The sequence below is a fragment of the Enterobacter asburiae genome, assembly GCF_001521715.1.
Classification (GTDB): Bacteria; Pseudomonadota; Gammaproteobacteria; order Enterobacterales; family Enterobacteriaceae; genus Enterobacter; species Enterobacter asburiae.
The window spans coordinates 2,673,132-2,688,681 of sequence record NZ_CP011863.1 but is presented as its reverse complement, the minus strand read 5'-3'; the positions used below and the strand labels follow the sequence as shown (position 1 = coordinate 2,688,681).

General features: G+C 53.8%; 9 protein-coding genes, 2 tRNA genes and 3 rRNA genes. 8 read left to right on the top strand and 6 right to left on the bottom strand.

The annotated features are described in order from the left end of the window. Nucleotides 1-85 precede the first annotated feature (85 nt). From gmhB to ACJ69_RS13030, 7 genes are all read left to right on the top strand, one after another. Complete coding sequence (gmhB, locus tag ACJ69_RS13065; RefSeq protein WP_029741186.1) at nucleotides 86-652, top strand: D-glycero-beta-D-manno-heptose 1,7-bisphosphate 7-phosphatase; 567 nt, start codon at nucleotides 86-88, stop codon at nucleotides 650-652. A 369-nt stretch (nucleotides 653-1,021) separates the two neighbouring features. After that, nucleotides 1,022-2,590: ribosomal RNA gene (locus ACJ69_RS13055) — 16S ribosomal RNA — on the top strand. Nucleotides 2,591-2,659: 69 nt separating this feature from the next. Further along, a tRNA-Ile gene (locus ACJ69_RS13050) sits at nucleotides 2,660-2,736 on the top strand. Nucleotides 2,737-2,778: 42 nt separating this feature from the next. Next, nucleotides 2,779-2,854, top strand: a tRNA-Ala gene (locus tag ACJ69_RS13045). Between the two features lie 181 nt (nucleotides 2,855-3,035). Beyond that, nucleotides 3,036-5,923, top strand: a 23S ribosomal RNA gene (locus tag ACJ69_RS13040). A 69-nt stretch (nucleotides 5,924-5,992) separates the two neighbouring features. Beyond that, nucleotides 5,993-6,108: ribosomal RNA gene (gene rrf / locus ACJ69_RS13035) — 5S ribosomal RNA — on the top strand. Together the 16S, 23S and 5S rRNA genes with 2 tRNA genes alongside form the textbook arrangement of a ribosomal RNA operon. A gap of 209 nt (nucleotides 6,109-6,317) precedes the next feature. Beyond that, nucleotides 6,318-7,613 carry an MFS transporter gene (locus tag ACJ69_RS13030; protein WP_029741120.1) on the top strand — a complete coding sequence of 432 codons (1,296 nt, stop codon included), beginning with the start codon at nucleotides 6,318-6,320 and terminating at the stop codon, nucleotides 7,611-7,613. Here the strand turns inward: ACJ69_RS13030 and ACJ69_RS13025 are convergent. From ACJ69_RS13025 to trxC, 5 genes are all read right to left on the bottom strand, one after another. Continuing rightward, a complete protein-coding gene (locus tag ACJ69_RS13025) occupies nucleotides 7,610-7,933 on the bottom strand; it encodes a YfiM family lipoprotein (RefSeq protein WP_059347155.1) in 324 nt (107 codons plus the stop codon). The genes ACJ69_RS13030 and ACJ69_RS13025 overlap by 4 nt on opposite strands. Before the next feature lie 45 nt (nucleotides 7,934-7,978). Next, a complete protein-coding gene (pssA, locus tag ACJ69_RS13020; protein ID WP_029741122.1) occupies nucleotides 7,979-9,334 on the bottom strand; it encodes a CDP-diacylglycerol--serine O-phosphatidyltransferase in 1,356 nt (451 codons plus the stop codon). 110 nt (nucleotides 9,335-9,444) lie between these two features. Next, nucleotides 9,445-12,108 carry a bifunctional acetate--CoA ligase family protein/GNAT family N-acetyltransferase gene (locus tag ACJ69_RS13015; RefSeq protein ID WP_059347154.1) on the bottom strand — a complete coding sequence of 888 codons (2,664 nt, stop codon included), beginning with the start codon at nucleotides 12,106-12,108 and terminating at the stop codon, nucleotides 9,445-9,447. 35 nt (nucleotides 12,109-12,143) lie between these two features. Beyond that, the gene (gene tapT, locus ACJ69_RS13010; RefSeq protein ID WP_029741124.1) at nucleotides 12,144-12,842 is read right to left on the bottom strand and encodes a tRNA-uridine aminocarboxypropyltransferase; all 699 of its coding nucleotides are present in this window, start codon (nucleotides 12,840-12,842) and stop codon (nucleotides 12,144-12,146) included. A gap of 69 nt (nucleotides 12,843-12,911) precedes the next feature. Next, nucleotides 12,912-13,331, bottom strand: coding sequence for a thioredoxin TrxC (trxC, locus tag ACJ69_RS13005; RefSeq protein ID WP_023308858.1), 420 nt, complete (start codon nucleotides 13,329-13,331; stop codon nucleotides 12,912-12,914). A 204-nt stretch (nucleotides 13,332-13,535) separates the two neighbouring features. Between trxC and ACJ69_RS13000 the strand changes: the two genes are divergently transcribed. After that, entirely contained in the window at nucleotides 13,536-14,666 is a 1,131-nt protein-coding gene (locus ACJ69_RS13000) for a tRNA/rRNA methyltransferase (RefSeq protein WP_029741125.1), read from the top strand. Between the two features lie 48 nt (nucleotides 14,667-14,714). Here ACJ69_RS13000 and ung read toward each other — a convergent pair whose 3' ends face one another. Beyond that, nucleotides 14,715-15,404: a uracil-DNA glycosylase gene (gene ung, locus ACJ69_RS12995; protein ID WP_047647042.1), complete on the bottom strand. Its 690-nt coding sequence runs from the start codon at nucleotides 15,402-15,404 to the stop codon at nucleotides 14,715-14,717. Between the last annotated feature and the right edge of the window lie 146 nt (nucleotides 15,405-15,550).

The following is a 15,550-nucleotide window of genomic DNA, read 5'->3' as shown; positions in this document are numbered from 1 at the left end:
TCAATCCAACTCTGTACGATGAGCACTTTATTGCGCTGCGATTCATGAGATACTAGTCGAACATGCCTTTTTCAGGAGCAAACCGGTGGCAAAATCAGTACCCGCAATTTTTCTCGATCGTGACGGCACTATTAATGTGGATCACGGTTATGTCCATGAGATTGATGAGTTCGAGTTTATCGAGGGCGTAATAGATGCCATGCGCCAGCTGAAAGAGATGGGCTATGCGCTGGTGGTGGTGACGAACCAGTCCGGTATTGCACGCGGTAAATTCACCGAAGCGCAGTTCGAAACGCTGACGGAATGGATGGACTGGTCGCTGGCCGACCGAGGCGTGGATCTCGACGGTATCTACTATTGTCCGCACCACCCGCAGGGAACGGTAGAAGCGTATCGCCAGACCTGTGACTGCCGTAAGCCGCATCCGGGGATGTTCATCTCTGCGCAGGAGTTCCTGCACATTGATATGTCTGCTTCTTATATGGTGGGCGATAAACTGGAAGATATGCAGGCAGCCGCCGCAGCGGGTGTAGGGACCAAAATATTAGTTCGCACCGGTAAGCCAGTGACGCCAGAAGCAGAAAATGCAGCGGATTGGGTGATTAATAGTCTGGCCGATCTGCCAAAAGAGATTAAAAAGCACCAAAAATAGCCTTTTTGGCGAAAAGATGAGCGGTTGAAATAAAAATGCATTTTTCCGCTTGTCATTCCTCGGCGGCTCCCTATAATGCGCCTCCATCGACACGGCGGATGTGAATCACTTCACACAACAAGCGGTTCGGTTGAAGAGAAAAAATCCTGAAATAACGGGTTGACTCTGAAAGAGGAAAGCGTAATATACGCCACCTCGCAACGGTGAGCGAAAGCCGCGTTGCACTGCTCTTTAACAATTTATCAGACAATCTGTGTGGGCACTCAAAGTGACATGGATTCTTAACGTCGCAAGACGAAAAATGAATACCAAGTCTCTGAGTGAACATACGTAATTCATTACGAAGTTTAATTCACGAGCATCAAACTTAAATTGAAGAGTTTGATCATGGCTCAGATTGAACGCTGGCGGCAGGCCTAACACATGCAAGTCGAGCGGTAGCACAGGAGAGCTTGCTCTCTGGGTGACGAGCGGCGGACGGGTGAGTAATGTCTGGGAAACTGCCTGATGGAGGGGGATAACTACTGGAAACGGTAGCTAATACCGCATAACGTCGCAAGACCAAAGAGGGGGACCTTCGGGCCTCTTGCCATCAGATGTGCCCAGATGGGATTAGCTAGTAGGTGGGGTAACGGCTCACCTAGGCGACGATCCCTAGCTGGTCTGAGAGGATGACCAGCCACACTGGAACTGAGACACGGTCCAGACTCCTACGGGAGGCAGCAGTGGGGAATATTGCACAATGGGCGCAAGCCTGATGCAGCCATGCCGCGTGTATGAAGAAGGCCTTCGGGTTGTAAAGTACTTTCAGCGGGGAGGAAGGCGATAAGGTTAATAACCTTGTCGATTGACGTTACCCGCAGAAGAAGCACCGGCTAACTCCGTGCCAGCAGCCGCGGTAATACGGAGGGTGCAAGCGTTAATCGGAATTACTGGGCGTAAAGCGCACGCAGGCGGTCTGTCAAGTCGGATGTGAAATCCCCGGGCTCAACCTGGGAACTGCATTCGAAACTGGACGCATCGAGCAGCTAGAGTCTTGTAGAGGGGGGTAGAATTCCAGGTGTAGCGGTGAAATGCGTAGAGATCTGGAGGAATACCGGTGGCGAAGGCGGCCCCCTGGACAAAGACTGACGCTCAGGTGCGAAAGCGTGGGGAGCAAACAGGATTAGATACCCTGGTAGTCCACGCCGTAAACGATGTCGACTTGGAGGTTGTGCCCTTGAGGCGTGGCTTCCGGAGCTAACGCGTTAAGTCGACCGCCTGGGGAGTACGGCCGCAAGGTTAAAACTCAAATGAATTGACGGGGGCCCGCACAAGCGGTGGAGCATGTGGTTTAATTCGATGCAACGCGAAGAACCTTACCTACTCTTGACATCCAGAGAACTTTCCAGAGATGGATTGGTGCCTTCGGGAACTCTGAGACAGGTGCTGCATGGCTGTCGTCAGCTCGTGTTGTGAAATGTTGGGTTAAGTCCCGCAACGAGCGCAACCCTTATCCTTTGTTGCCAGCGGTTCGGCCGGGAACTTGTTGCAGCGTCGCGAACTCAAGGAGACTGCCAGTGATAAACTGGAGGAAGGTGGGGATGACGTCAAGTCATCATGGCCCTTACGAGTAGGGCTACACACGTGCTACAATGGCGCATACAAAGAGAAGCGACCTCGCGAGAGCAAGCGGACCTCATAAAGTGCGTCGTAGTCCGGATTGGAGTCTGCAACTCGACTCCATGAAGTCGGAATCGCTAGTAATCGTAGATCAGAATGCTACGGTGAATACGTTCCCGGGCCTTGTACACACCGCCCGTCACACCATGGGAGTGGGTTGCAAAAGAAGTAGGTAGCTTAACCTTCGGGAGGGCGCTTACCACTTTGTGATTCATGACTGGGGTGAAGTCGTAACAAGGTAACCGTAGGGGAACCTGCGGTTGGATCACCTCCTTACCTTAAAGAATCTGCCTTTGTAGTGCTCACACAGATTGTCTGATGAAAAACAGCAGTAAAAATCTCTGCAGGCTTGTAGCTCAGGTGGTTAGAGCGCACCCCTGATAAGGGTGAGGTCGGTGGTTCAAGTCCACTCAGGCCTACCAAACTCCTTTTAAAGGATGAGCGGTACAGAGATTACACACGATGGGGCTATAGCTCAGCTGGGAGAGCGCCTGCTTTGCACGCAGGAGGTCTGCGGTTCGATACCGCATAGCTCCACCATCTTTTACTGCGAACACAAGAAAACTTCAGAGTGAACCTGAAAAGGTGCACTGCGAAGTTTTGCTCTTTAAAAATCTGGATCAAGCTGAAAATTGAAACGACACATCTTTAATGGTGTGTTCGAGTCTCTCAAATTTTCGCAAGTCGATGGTGAATCGAAAGAAACATCTTCGGGTTGTGAGGTTAAGCGACTAAGCGTACACGGTGGATGCCCTGGCAGTCAGAGGCGATGAAGGACGTGCTAATCTGCGAAAAGCGCCGGCGAGGTGATATGAACCTTTGACCCGGCGATGTCCGAATGGGGAAACCAGTGTGATTCGTCACACTATCGTTAACTGATTCGCACTATCGTACTGATACATAGGTTAACGAGGCGAACCGGGGGAACTGAAACATCTAAGTACCCCGAGGAAAAGAAATCAACCGAGATTCCCCCAGTAGCGGCGAGCGAACGGGAGCAGCCCAGAGTCTGAATCAGCTTGTGTGTTAGTGGAACGGTCTGGAAAGTCCGGCGATACAGGGTGACAGCCCCGTACACGAAAGCACACAGGTTGTGAACTCGAAGAGTAGGGCGGGACACGTGGTATCCTGTCTGAATATGGGGGGACCATCCTCCAAGGCTAAATACTCCTGACTGACCGATAGTGAACCAGTACCGTGAGGGAAAGGCGAAAAGAACCCCGGCGAGGGAGTGAAAAAGAACCTGAAACCGTGTACGTACAAGCAGTGGGAGCACCTTCGTGGTGTGACTGCGTACCTTTTGTATAATGGGTCAGCGACTTATATTCTGTAGCAAGGTTAACCGTATAGGGGAGCCGAAGAGTTGCAGGGTATAGACCCGAAACCCGGTGATCTAGCCATGGGCAGGTTGAAGGTTGGGTAACACTAACTGGAGGACCGAACCGACTAATGTTGAAAAATTAGCGGATGACTTGTGGCTGGGGTGAAAGGCCAATCAAACCGGGAGATAGCTGGTTCTCCCCGAAAGCTATTTAGGTAGCGCCTCGTGAACTCATCTTCGGGGGTAGAGCACTGTTTCGGCTAGGGGGCCATCCCGGCTTACCAACCCGATGCAAACTACGAATACCGAAGAATGTTATCACGGAGACACACGGCGGGTGCTAACGTCCGTCGTGAAGAGGGAAACAACCCAGACCGCCAGCTAAGGTCCCAAAGTCATGGTTAAGTGGGAAACGATGTGGGAAGGCACAGACAGCCAGGATGTTGGCTTAGAAGCAGCCATCATTTAAAGAAAGCGTAATAGCTCACTGGTCGAGTCGGCCTGCGCGGAAATGTAACGGGCTAAACCATGCACCGAAGCTGCGGCAGCGACGCTTATGCGTTGTTGGGTAGGGGAGCGTTCTGTAAGCCGTTGAAGGTGTGCTGTGAGGCATGCTGGAGGTATCAGAAGTGCGAATGCTGACATAAGTAACGATAAAGCGGGTGAAAAGCCCGCTCGCCGGAAGACCAAGGGTTCCTGTCCAACGTTAATCGGGGCAGGGTGAGTCGACCCCTAAGGCGAGGCCGAAAGGCGTAGTCGATGGGAAACAGGTTAATATTCCTGTACTTGGTGTTACTGCGAAGGGGGACGGAGAAGGCTATGTTAGCCGGGCGACGGTTGTCCCGGTTTAAGCATGTAGGCGGAACGATTAGGTAAATCCGGTACGTTTATAACGCTGAGGTGTGATGACGAGGCACTACGGTGCTGAAGTAACAAATGCCCTGCTTCCAGGAAAAGCCTCTAAGCATCAGGTAACATCAAATCGTACCCCAAACCGACACAGGTGGTCAGGTAGAGAATACCAAGGCGCTTGAGAGAACTCGGGTGAAGGAACTAGGCAAAATGGTGCCGTAACTTCGGGAGAAGGCACGCTGATATGTAGGTGAAGCCCCTGCGGGTGGAGCTGAAATCAGTCGAAGATACCAGCTGGCTGCAACTGTTTATTAAAAACACAGCACTGTGCAAACACGAAAGTGGACGTATACGGTGTGACGCCTGCCCGGTGCCGGAAGGTTAATTGATGGGGTTAGCGGCAACGCGAAGCTCTTGATCGAAGCCCCGGTAAACGGCGGCCGTAACTATAACGGTCCTAAGGTAGCGAAATTCCTTGTCGGGTAAGTTCCGACCTGCACGAATGGCGTAATGATGGCCAGGCTGTCTCCACCCGAGACTCAGTGAAATTGAACTCGCTGTGAAGATGCAGTGTACCCGCGGCAAGACGGAAAGACCCCGTGAACCTTTACTATAGCTTGACACTGAACACTGGTCCTTGATGTGTAGGATAGGTGGGAGGCTTTGAAGCGTGGACGCCAGTCTGCGTGGAGCCAACCTTGAAATACCACCCTTTAATGGCTGGTGTTCTAACGTAGACCCGTGATCCGGGTTGCGGACAGTGTCTGGTGGGTAGTTTGACTGGGGCGGTCTCCTCCCAAAGAGTAACGGAGGAGCACGAAGGTTAGCTAATCCTGGTCGGACATCAGGAGGTTAGTGCAATGGCATAAGCTAGCTTGACTGCGAGAGTGACGGCTCGAGCAGGTGCGAAAGCAGGTCATAGTGATCCGGTGGTTCTGAATGGAAGGGCCATCGCTCAACGGATAAAAGGTACTCCGGGGATAACAGGCTGATACCGCCCAAGAGTTCATATCGACGGCGGTGTTTGGCACCTCGATGTCGGCTCATCACATCCTGGGGCTGAAGTAGGTCCCAAGGGTATGGCTGTTCGCCATTTAAAGTGGTACGCGAGCTGGGTTTAGAACGTCGTGAGACAGTTCGGTCCCTATCTGCCGTGGGCGCTGGAGAATTGAGGGGGCTGCTCCTAGTACGAGAGGACCGGAGTGGACGCATCACTGGTGTTCGGGTTGTCATGCCAATGGCACTGCCCGGTAGCTAAATGCGGAAAAGATAAGTGCTGAAAGCATCTAAGCACGAAACTTGCCCCGAGATGAGTTCTCCCTGACCCTTTAAGGGTCCTGAAGGAACGTTGAAGACTACGACGTTGATAGGTCGGGTGTGTAAGCGCAGCGATGCGTTGAGCTAACCGATACTAATGAACCGTGAGGCTTAACCTTACAACGCCGAAGCTGTTTCGGCGAAGAGACAGAAGATTTTCAGCTTTGATACAGATTTAACAGAATTTGCCTGGCGGCTTTAGCGCGGTGGTCCCACCTGACCCCATGCCGAACTCAGAAGTGAAACGCCGTAGCGCCGATGGTAGTGTGGGGTCTCCCCATGTGAGAGTAGGGAACTGCCAGGCATCAATTAGAAGAACCCCGTACCGTAAGGTGCGGGGTTTTTTGCTTTGTGCTTATCCTCTCTGGCCTTTCTCTTAATCCATTATCCTGCTAATGGAATGTGTGATCCCTGTCGCAATGTTATTTATAACAAAATTATAACATTTCATTTACGAGGTAATTGAGTCTCATGGCTCAATACGCCGCTGTTTATGGCAGGAGCATAATCACAATGACAGAAAGCATTACATCAAACGGGACGCTGGCTAACAGTGATACCCGAAGAAGGGTATGGGCAATCGTCAGCGCCTCTTCAGGGAATCTGGTTGAATGGTTCGACTTTTACGTCTACTCATTCTGTTCACTCTACTTCGCACATATTTTTTTCCCATCCGGCAACACCACAACGCAGCTGCTACAAACAGCGGGGGTTTTTGCTGCAGGGTTTTTAATGCGACCCATCGGGGGCTGGCTGTTCGGTCGCATTGCGGATCGTCGCGGCCGTAAGGCTTCTATGCTGATCTCGGTGTGCATGATGTGCTTTGGTTCTCTGGTGATCGCCTGCTTACCGGGATATGAATCGATTGGTACCTGGGCACCGGCGCTACTTTTACTGGCCCGCTTATTTCAGGGATTATCGGTGGGCGGTGAATACGGTACCAGTGCGACCTACATGAGTGAGATTGCACTGGAAGGCCGTAAAGGTTTTTACGCCTCATTCCAGTATGTCACGCTGATTGGTGGTCAACTGCTGGCCATTCTTGTGGTGGTGATCCTGCAGCAAATTCTGACGGATGAACAACTTCACGCCTGGGGATGGCGAATTCCTTTCGCGATGGGCGCAGTACTGGCGGTTGTCGCACTTTGGCTGCGCCGTCAGTTAGATGAAACCTCTCAGAAGGAAGTCAGAACGCTGAAGGAGGCGGGAACATTCAAAGGGTTATGGCGTAACCGTAAAGCTTTCCTGATGGTGCTGGGCTTTACTGCGGGCGGCTCTCTCAGTTTTTATACGTTCACGACCTATATGCAGAAGTACCTGGTGAACACCACCGGCATGCACGCAAACGTTGCCAGCGTAGTCATGACCGTGGCGCTGTTTGTCTTTATGCTTATACAACCTATTATCGGTGCGCTCTCGGATAAAATCGGTCGACGTACGTCGATGCTGATTTTTGGCGGGCTGTCGGCGTTATGTACCGTACCTATTCTGTCTGCCCTTCAGCATGTGACTTCGCCGTATGCCGCGTTTGCGCTGGTGATGCTGGCGATGGTGATTGTCAGTTTCTATACCTCTATTAGCGGAATACTGAAAGCCGAAATGTTCCCGGCGCAGGTACGTGCTTTAGGGGTAGGGCTCTCTTATGCGGTAGCTAATGCGTTGTTTGGTGGATCGGCAGAGTACGTTGCGTTATCGCTTAAATCATGGGGAAGTGAAACGACATTCTTCTGGTACGTAACGATAATGGGCGCACTGGCCTTTATTGTCTCCCTGATGCTGCATCGCAAAGGGAAAGGCATTCGACTTTAATAGCGCGCCATCTGCCACACGGCATAGCCGGTCGTTGCGCCGGCGACGTCCCAGGCGAAATCTTTCCAGCTCCAGCCGCTCCCTGCGGGGCGGCTATCCCACAGTTCTTTTGATGCTCCAAGACTGACTGAGAACATCAACCCAATTGCCGCACTACGATCCCGGCTGTATCCCTGATGCTGCGCATATTCATTGCCGGCTGCGGACAACATCGCTGAAGCGAGGAAATGCTGGGCTTTATCCTGTCCGGACCAGTTATCGTTGGCCATATGGCTACAGCCGCTCAGAAAGAGGACGCTCAGTAACAGAGGAATACGCATCAACGGGCTCCATAAAAAAGCCCTGCGGGTGGCAGGGCCTGGACATTACAGAATACGGCTGATAAGTCGGTCGATACGAATACGACGTAAGCGGCGGATAAGCTTGCGGACTTTCACCGGATAATCGGCAATGCTCTGCAGTTCGCGGTAGTGATTCACCACAGTGGTATGTGTGCGAATCAGCTCCAGCTCACGCTCACGTTTTGCGGCTAGCTCATGCTGCGGGTCATGGATCAGGATAGCGTTTTCCAGATCCAGTCGCCACGCGCGTGGGTTCAGGTTGTTACCGGTCAGCAGCATCCACTCATCGTCGACCCACATTCCTTTCAGATGGTAAGTGTTGTCTTCGTCTTTCCAGAGACGCACAACCAGCTGGTCAGTGTTTACATAATACTGTAAACGGCTCAGGAAACGGCGCAGGTTAATCTCATAGAGATAAGGCAGCGCACCGATGATTTTGAACGGCTGATCTTCAGGAATGAAGAAGTCGTTTGCGGTTTTATCACCAACGATGATTTCCACTTTTTTACCGTCGCGCAGCAGCTGAATGATATTACGCACCAGCACGGCTGGAAGGTTGAAGTACGGCGTACAGATGGTGAGTTTCTGCTCCGCGCACGGCATCAGATGGAAGATCGTTTTGTTCAGCAGGCTTGATTTGCCGAGCCCTACCAGCGGCGTAACGGATAACTCTTCGTTGTTCGCATCGCCCTGGAAATGATAGACCGCATCACGCAGCTCCTGGCGGAAGGCGCGAACATCGTTTTTGATTTCCGGGCTTTTAGGGCGCTCGGGATCGTCAAGGCGATTAACACCGCGTCCATGGACCAGATTTTTATCAACCCAGTTAAACATGATATCGGCCATCTGCGGATTACGGATCAGATGGTAGCGGTCGTAGCGGTATTTATCGAGCTGATGAAGGTAAACATCATTCAGACTTGCGCCGCTGTACAGCACGCTGTCATCAATGATGAAGCCCTTGAAATGGAGAACGCCGAGCGCTTCACGGGTATTAACCGGGACGCCATAAACAGGTACATCGACGCCAGGATTTTCCTGCGCCGTGCGGCAATACCAGTCGGCATTGGTGTTTGAGGCGGCGGCGCCAATACGACCACGCTGAGCGCGATGCCAGTCTACCAGCACGCGAACATCGAGTTCCGGGCGCTGACGTTTGGCTTCATAGAGCGCGTTCAGGATCCCGCGCCCGCCTTCATCCTGTTCAAGATACAGCGCCACAATGCAAACGCGTCGCGTGGCGCTGGCAATCTTTTCCAGAAGCGTCTCCCGAAAATGAGCGGGAGCGTAAAAGAACTCTACATCATCAACTGACTGAGAAATCTTCGGTAGTTGAGCAAGGTGTTGTTGATGTTTATTACGCTTAAATTTTGACAACATCACAGTGCGTTTCTTCTCTGTTCATTGAAGGGTTGTCTGTACCATGCAAACAACATAAGCGGACAATGATACCACCAGTCCCGTCCAAAGTGGGTAACATTTCCAGTAGCTTACTCGCGTTTGTCTGCTGATGTCAGACTGAGGGACAAGGCCACAATACCTTCGTCCAGCTGAATATCAACGTCAAATCCAAGTTTTCGCGCCAGGGTCACCATACCGCGATTGTTAGGCATAGTAATGCCATTAAGGCGTAACAATCCGTGATCTCGCGTATAACTGATGAGTTTTTCCAGCAGCCGTCTTCCCAGACCCAGGCCTTTAAGATCTGAGCGCACCAGCACCGCAAACTCCGCATCGACGTTATCCGGGTCAGAAATCGCACGCGTGACGCCGAGGATCTCATCCCCCTTATCGGAGCGACGAACGGCAACAAACGCCATTTCTCGATCGTAGTCGATCTGGGTCATATTGGCTAAATCATCGTGGGTAAATTCGTTGATTTCGCTAAAATAGCGATAATAAAGATCCTCTTTCGTGACCTGAGAGATAAAGGCCCGCAGCTGGGGCTCATCTTCCGGCAGAATAGGGCGGAACAAGGCGCGTTCCCCATTCTTCATCTCAACCCACTCCTCCAGTTGCAGGGGATACGGGCGGATCGCCAGACGGCTCTCTCTGTCTCCTTCGAATGGCGCGATATCCAGGGTCACGTCCAGCGCCGTGAACTCATTGCCTGAGGCGAGCAGCGGATGAATGTCCAGCCGCTGGATCTCGGCACAATCCACAATCAGGTTAGAGACCTGCACCAGGAACTGGCTTAACCCGGCAATATCAAGCGGGCGCAGCGCACTCCGGCCACGGATCTTTTTACTTTTGATCGCCTGGATGATCAGATAACGCGCCAGGTTCATGTTCAGCGGTGGTAAAGCGACCACCGCCTGCTCCTCCGGACGCCACTCAACGCCACCCTCTCCCAGCATGATGAGCGGTCCGAAGACGGGATCGTGTTCGACCACCACCCGTAATTCCTGAGCTCCCGCGCGGTTGGCCATGCTTTGCACCAGCAATCCGTGGATCCTTGCCTGCGGCCAGGCCATTTTGACCCGGTCGAAAATAGCATCAGCTGCCTGCTGCACCTCAGTCGCCGTACGCAGGTATAACATGACCCCCTGAACATCAGACTTATGCGGGATATCCGGGGAGCGGAGCTTCAGGGCCACCGGATAGCCAATCTGTTCGGCTATATGCACGGCCTCTGCGCTGTCGCTGGCGATCCAGGTCGGCAGAGTTTGCATCCCGTAGCTGCCCAGAATGGGCTGGACCTCATGCGTATCAAGCGAGGTCGCGCCTTCTTCAATAGCCTGCTGCAACAGCCGGTGAACGTCGACGGTGTTCGCCGTCAGATTCCCCGGCAAAGCCGGTGTTTCACGCAGCTGTTTCTGGTTGCGGCGATATTCCACCATATGCATAAATGCGGTGATGGTGCCTTCCGGCGTGCGGTAGGTTGGCAGCCCGGCCTCGCTGAACAAGCGCCGCGCCTCCTGAGAGGAAAACTCACCGCACCAGTTGGTGAGCAGGGTAACGTATTTACCGCGCGGATGGTTGCGCACGGCATCAATGAGCGCGCGCGCGCTTTCACTGCCCGGCGCGACCGCGCTGGGAGAGTGGATAATCATCAGCGCATCGAAATCCTGGCTATCCAGCAAAATGGATATCGCCCTGATATAGCGGTCGCTGCTGGCGTCATCACGCAAATCAAGCGGATTGCCGGGCGTCACGCTGGTCGGAAGCGCTTCTTTCAGGCGCTGCAGCGTCTCTTCACTCAGCGTTGCCAGCTTGCCGAAGCGCCGCCACAGCTCGTCCAGCGCGAGCGCGGCAGGCGCCGCACCGTTACTGACAATCATTAGTTTCTCACCGCGCAACGGGCGCATATGGCTTAACGTCTCAACGGCGGAAAAAAGCTCGTGCGTATCCTGTACCCGCAGCAACCCCGCGCGCTGAATGGCGGCGTCCCAGGCGGGATCCATGCCGGAATGAGAATGCAGCAGACGCTGTGCCGCAGGGCTGCGTCCGCTTTTGATCACCAGGATCGGTTTATTGCGCGAAGCGCTTCGCGAAGCCGAGACAAAACGACGCGCGTCGCTGAGGTGCTCAAGATAAAGCAGGATCGCACTGGTTTTGCCGTCGCGCGCCAGAAAATCCAGTAGCTCATCAACGTCGATATCCAGGCTGTCGCCCAGGGCAATGAAGTAGGAGAATCCCATTTCACGCTGCTGCGCCCAGTCGAGGATGGTGTTCGATACTGCAGCCGACTGCGAGATAAATGCGAGTTTGCCTTTGCGGATTGGAACCGGGGAGAAACTGGCATTCAGCCCCTGCCAGGGGGCGAGCAGGCCCAGACTGTTTGGCCCGAGAATGCGCATTTGATAGCGGCTGGCGCAGGCCAACAGCTCGGCTTTCTGTTCAGGGGGGGACGAGAGAATAATGCAGGTTTTACACCCCTTCTTGCCGAGTGATTCCAGCAGTTCCGGGTTACGCTTCGCGTTTGTACAGAGTACGGCAAGATCCGGCACGAAGGGCAGGCTTTGCACATCAGGCCATGCAAGCACTCCCTGAACGGCCTTATAAGACGGCGTGACGGGCATGACGGGGCCATTAAATCCCCCGGCCAGCAGATTGCGCATCATCAGATAGCCAGCACGATCCGGTTTCATTGATGCGCCGATAACGGCAATGGATTTAGGACGAAGTAGCGCTTCTAACCCTCGCTGGCTCATGCAGGCCTCCTGTGAATGCAAGCGACCTGATGATTTTAAACGCTTTCTGGCTCGGGCGCTGTGACGCTGCCCTTATGAACGGTTTTTCCCGCCAGATAGCGCTCCCGGAAGCATGAGAAATGGTTGCCCAGGGCACCAGCCGCAGCGGTATCTCCCGCTAAATCCAGAAGCGCAATTGCCACTTCGGCAGTGCAGTATTGCCCGTCAGCATGCGCTTCACGCAGGCGGTAGGCTGAGACGCGGGAAAGATCGACAGAAATCACCGGCAGAGCGTCGAGATAGGGGCTTTTGCGAAACATTTTTCGCGCTTCGGTCCAGGTACCGTCCAGCATGATAAACAGCGGTGGTTTACCGGATGGCGGCGTTGAAAGCACCCGGCGCTCTGCGCCTGCATAAGACGCGGGGAAAACGACCATAGGCTGATAGTCGGGGCTGGCCACTAAATCGAGCAGGGCCTGAGGCGGCTCCGTACGGGACCACTGAAACGCGGCGGTATCCGGCAGAATATCGGCGATAAGACGCCCCGTATTGCTGGGTTTCATCGGCTCGGTATCGAACATGACCAGACAAAAACGGCTTTCCGCCGTACTCGGAGCGAGCGTCTCGCACAGACAAACCTTCAGCGGCAGCAGGCAGCGCTGACAGCGGCGAATACGGTTGCCACGGGCAAGGAAAGGTCGGGTGGCGCGCGCAAGGCGTTCGGCACGTAATTTAAGGACAGCGTTATCAGTCATGGGCGAAATGCAGGAAAAACGCTATTTTCGCAGAGGCGGGAGCGGGGCACAAGACGTGCCCCGAGAATGTTAGAGCGACTCGTTTAACCAGCTTTCAAAAGGCGCTTTTGGAACCGCGCCGTTGAGCATATCGATCACTTCGCCATTTTTGAAAATCATAATGGTCGGGATGCTGCGAATACGAAAACGTGCGCTCAGTTCTGGTTCGGCTTCGGTATTGACCTTAACGAACCGCATTTTTCCGCTACGCTCTTCAGCCACATCTTCGAAAATCGGCGCGAAGCTACGGCAAGGGCCGCACCATGGCGCCCAGAAATCGATCACGACAGGAAGATCGTCCTTGAGGAGTTTGTCCAGCGTAGCACCCGTCGCGTTAATGACATCGCCATCAAATAATTCATGGCCACAACGTCCGCATTTCGCACCATCTTCCATCCGATCGTCCGGAATGCGATTAAGAGCCTGACAGTTGGCACATACGGTATTCATAACTAACCTCTGATAGAGCCGTGGGACAGCGGCAGAACGCCGATAATGTTTCTAATATGTTACATATTATCAATGAGCCTGTTTGAAACAACAATGCGTTTTATTCAATGAGAACAATAGTCACAGGCTTTTGTACGAAATTATGGCTATGCGCTGGCACATCGGGTAATCTGCGCGCTTCGCGCAGCGCTGGTGGAGAAAAGCATGAACGACGAAATGAAAAACAAAAGCGGCAAGGTCAAAGTGATGTATGTCCGCAGTGATGATGACTCTGATAAACGCACCCAAAATCCGCGTACCGGAAAAGGTGGCGGGCGTCCGGCGTCTTCTCGTGCAGACGGTGGCCGTCGCCCCGCCCGCGATGACAGAAATAACCGCGGTGATGACCGCAAACGTGACGATCGCAAACGTGATGACCGTCCGCGTTCTGACCGCCCACGCAGTGACCGTCCACGCGACGATCGTCCGCGTGATGACTTCTCACGTGATAATGCCTCCCCGTGGCGCACCGTTTCTCGCGCCCCTGGCGATGAGACGCCGGAAAAAGCCGATCACGGCGGTATCAGCGGTAAAAGCTTTATCGATCCGGAAGTGCTGCGCCGTCAGCGTGCGGAAGAGACCCGCGTGTATGGCGAGAACGCCTGCCAGGCGCTGTTCCTGAGCCGTCCTGAGTGTATCGTTCGCGCCTGGTTTATCCAGAGCGTGACCCCGCGCTTCAAAGAAGCGCTGCGCTGGATGGCCGCGAACCGTAAAGCCTACCACGTGGTGGATGATGCCGAGCTGACTAAAGCCTCCGGTACTGAACACCACGGCGGCGTCTGCTTCCTGATCAAAAAGCGTAACGGCACGACCGTGCAGCAGTGGGTCAGCCAGGCGGATGCCGATGACTGCGTGCTGGCGCTGGAAGATGTGGGCAACCCGCACAACCTGGGCGCAATGATGCGCAGCTGCGCGCACTTTGGCGTGAAAGGCGTGCTGTTGCAGGATGCCGCGCTGCTGGAATCCGGCGCCGCGATCCGTACTGCGGAAGGCGGAGCCGAGCACGTACAGCCAATCACCGGCGACAGCGTTCTGGACGCCCTGGAGCAGTTCCGTAAAGCGGGCTATTCCATCGTGACCACCTCGAGCCATGCCGGTACGCCGCTGTTTAAAGCGACGCTGCCGCGCAAAATGGTGCTGGTGCTGGGTCAGGAACGTGATGGTCTGTCTGACGCGGCGCTCTCCAGTGCGGATCTGAGCGTCTCTATCGACGGAACAGGCAATGTGGAAAGTCTGAACGTATCCGTTGCGACCGGCGTACTGCTGGCCGAGTGGTGGCGTCAGAACAAGGCATAATCCATTGTGTTTTTTGTATGCCCGGTGAACCGGGCATACAAACTCAAACTACTCGCTCTCTGCCGGTAATACAGGCATCCAGTCAATCGGCGTTTCGCCACGTTTTTCCAGCCATTCATTCGCCAGAACAAAATGATTACTGCCAAAGAAACCGCGATGCGCAGACAGCGGTGACGGGTGCGGTGCTTTCAGCACGTGATGACGCTGACGATCGATAATCGCCCCTTTCTTCTGCGCGTGAGAACCCCAGAGTAAAAACACTACCCCTTCACGATGCTCGTTGATAAGGCTGATGACTTTATCGGTAAACGTCTCCCAGCCCAGACTGGCGTGCGAGTGCGCCTGGCCCGCCCGTACGGTAAGCACCGTATTCAGCAACAGCACGCCCTGGCGCGCCCAGCTTTCCAGGTAGCCGTGGTTTGGCCGGGTAAAACCGGGCACGGTTCCCTCAAGCTCTTTATACATGTTGAGCAAAGAAGGGGGTATAGCCACGCCCGGACGGACGGAAAACGCCAGCCCATGCGCCTGCCCGGGGCCGTGATAGGGATCCTGGCCAAGAATGACCACTTTCACATCGCTCAGTTCGGTGTAGCGAAAGGCGTTGAACACGTCTTTCTGCGGCGGGTAAATCGTCTGTCCGGACTGACGCTCAGCGGCAACGGTGCTGAGCGTATTGATAAAATAAGACTGCTGCTTTTCTTCTGCCAGCACGTCATGCCAGGTTAAAGGTGTCGTCATCTCGCTCTCCTGCGAATCTCAATCTCTGACTAGCTTACCTGTTTCACCCCGGTGAGCAAAATTACGCGCTGAAATACGTGCTAAGTGGCTAAATTTATTTTGAAAAGATACAGGGTAAGTTGAATTGGTAAGGTTGTGAAATTGAT

Bases quoted from the DNA above. Each gene is read 5' to 3' on its own strand.
- ACJ69_RS13015 (WP_059347154.1), bottom strand. From the start codon at position 12,108: ATGAGCCAGCGAGGGTTAGAAGCGCTACTTCGTCCTAAATCCATTGCC.
- pssA (WP_029741122.1), bottom strand. From the start codon at position 9,334: ATGTTGTCAAAATTTAAGCGTAATAAACATCAACAACACCTTGCTCAA.
- ung (WP_047647042.1), bottom strand. From the start codon at position 15,404: ATGACGACACCTTTAACCTGGCATGACGTGCTGGCAGAAGAAAAGCAG.
- ACJ69_RS13025 (WP_059347155.1), bottom strand. From the start codon at position 7,933: ATGCGTATTCCTCTGTTACTGAGCGTCCTCTTTCTGAGCGGCTGTAGC.
- tapT (WP_029741124.1), bottom strand. From the start codon at position 12,842: ATGACTGATAACGCTGTCCTTAAATTACGTGCCGAACGCCTTGCGCGC.
- ACJ69_RS13000 (WP_029741125.1), top strand. From the start codon at position 13,536: ATGAACGACGAAATGAAAAACAAAAGCGGCAAGGTCAAAGTGATGTAT.
- trxC (WP_023308858.1), bottom strand. From the start codon at position 13,331: ATGAATACCGTATGTGCCAACTGTCAGGCTCTTAATCGCATTCCGGAC.
- ACJ69_RS13030 (WP_029741120.1), top strand. From the start codon at position 6,318: ATGACAGAAAGCATTACATCAAACGGGACGCTGGCTAACAGTGATACC.